Origin of the sequence: Aurantimonas sp. E1-2-R+4, from assembly GCF_036549515.1 — a bacterium.
Taxonomy (GTDB): Bacteria; Pseudomonadota; Alphaproteobacteria; order Rhizobiales; family Rhizobiaceae; genus Aurantimonas; species Aurantimonas coralicida_A.
This window is the reverse complement of record NZ_JAZHLK010000132.1, coordinates 1-1,426: the sequence shown is the minus strand read 5'-3', so window position 1 is coordinate 1,426 and position 1,426 is coordinate 1. Positions and strand designations below refer to the sequence as shown.

Below are 1,426 nucleotides of genomic sequence, written 5' to 3'. Positions count from 1 at the left end.
GCCCATCAGCGCCAAAATGCCGAAAAGTTCATTGCCCCTGCATCGAGGGCCGCGTAACGTTCAACCCGGCATCGCCGCTCAACGAAGTTCAACAAACTTCGGGACATCCCCGAAAAGCGATCTGACGCGTGCCTCGTGTTTTGGCTGGCGGGGTTAGTCAGCCGTTTCGTCCCAAGGCTCGCTATGAGTGCCGCAACTGCAAGCCACGCATAGGCAGGGGGCGAACGCACTTCCCACGATCGCAATGTGGCCATCGGAACTTCGAGCATGCGTGTCAGACCCTTCCGGTCGGTTTCGAGCACGCTCAGCGCACGCTGGATCTGGTCGCTGAACTGATCAGGCATGTTCGTTTGTAACGCTAGCGCAGATTGCAATCAATGCGCCTGACGGCAATGATCCTCGCCCGAATATTGTCTGGAGAAGTCTGATCGCTTATGTGGAGCAGGTGCTGGCGCCGACGCTCAGTTCAGGAGACGTGGTGGTCATGGATAATCTTCCAGCGCACAAAGCCGATGGCGTGCGCCAGGCGATCGAAAAGGCCGGTGCGCAACTGCGATACCTGCCGCCTTACAGCCCCGACTTCAATCCGTGTATGGATGGCTCCTGCGGGTCAAGGATTGTCGGATCGGTTTTGATGAACAGGTCGGTTGCGACCATGTATACGGCGTCTGAAATATGCAGCGGGATCGCTGCGCGCCCTGATGAATGTTCGCTTGGAGAACAGGTCCCAATCAATCGAGCGCGCTCCAAGCGCTTCGGATTGATCGGGGTGTCCTGGTTCTTCGGCTCCGTCCGTTCGCCATCACTTCACTTTGCCCTGACCATTCCTTTAGCCGCAGGCGGCCGCCTGCGGCTGATAGCGTATGTCGTCCCGAAGGACAGCGAAGATCGTTCTTGCCATGCGATGTGCCAAGGCGTTGGCGACGACCTTTGTCTTTTTCCGGATCAGCATGCTCGATAGCCAATCCAATCCCAGCCCGAGCCTCCGTCTGACCATGATCTGCGCCATGGCGCCCAGATACAGCAATCGCCGGATATAACGGTTGCCCATCTTCGAGATTCGACCAAGCCTCTGTTTACCGCCGGTCGAGTGCGGTTTGGGTGTAAGGCCGAGCCAGGCAGCGTAGTCTCTCGCGGACCCGGAATTGCTGTGTAGGGCGCTGACGGCGCTCGCCAATGTCGGTCCGGGATTTGGCCAGATCATCGGCCCGTCCGGCAATTTCGGCAGTTTCCCCGATTCGACGCTTTGGGTGCTCTCGGCGATCATGCTGCTCGGGCGGCTCGAGATCGTGACGGTTCTTGTTCTCCTGTTTCCCGCGACCTGGATTGTCAACGCCGGAGCAAATATGCGCCAGTTGGCCGGAGGAAATATGTGCCAGGTGACGTCATGAGAAGGGCCCCGATCGGGGCCCTTCTCATGACGTTT

The 1,426-nt window shown here is 58.6% G+C and carries 3 pseudogenes; 2 read left to right on the top strand and 1 reads right to left on the bottom strand.

The annotated features are described in order from the left end of the window. Positions 1-430: 430 nt before the first annotated feature. Positions 431-589 (top strand): annotated as a pseudogene (locus tag VQ045_RS21680) (transposase); the annotation flags it as partial. A 240-nt stretch (positions 590-829) separates the two neighbouring features. Here the strand turns inward: VQ045_RS21680 and VQ045_RS21675 are convergent. Then, a pseudogene (locus VQ045_RS21675) lies at positions 830-1,135 on the bottom strand (transposase); the annotation flags it as partial. 25 nt (positions 1,136-1,160) lie between these two features. On the opposite strand from VQ045_RS21675, the pseudogene VQ045_RS21670 reads away from it, so the two are divergent. After that, positions 1,161-1,391 (top strand): annotated as a pseudogene (locus VQ045_RS21670) (hypothetical protein); the annotation flags it as partial. Between the last annotated feature and the right edge of the window lie 35 nt (positions 1,392-1,426).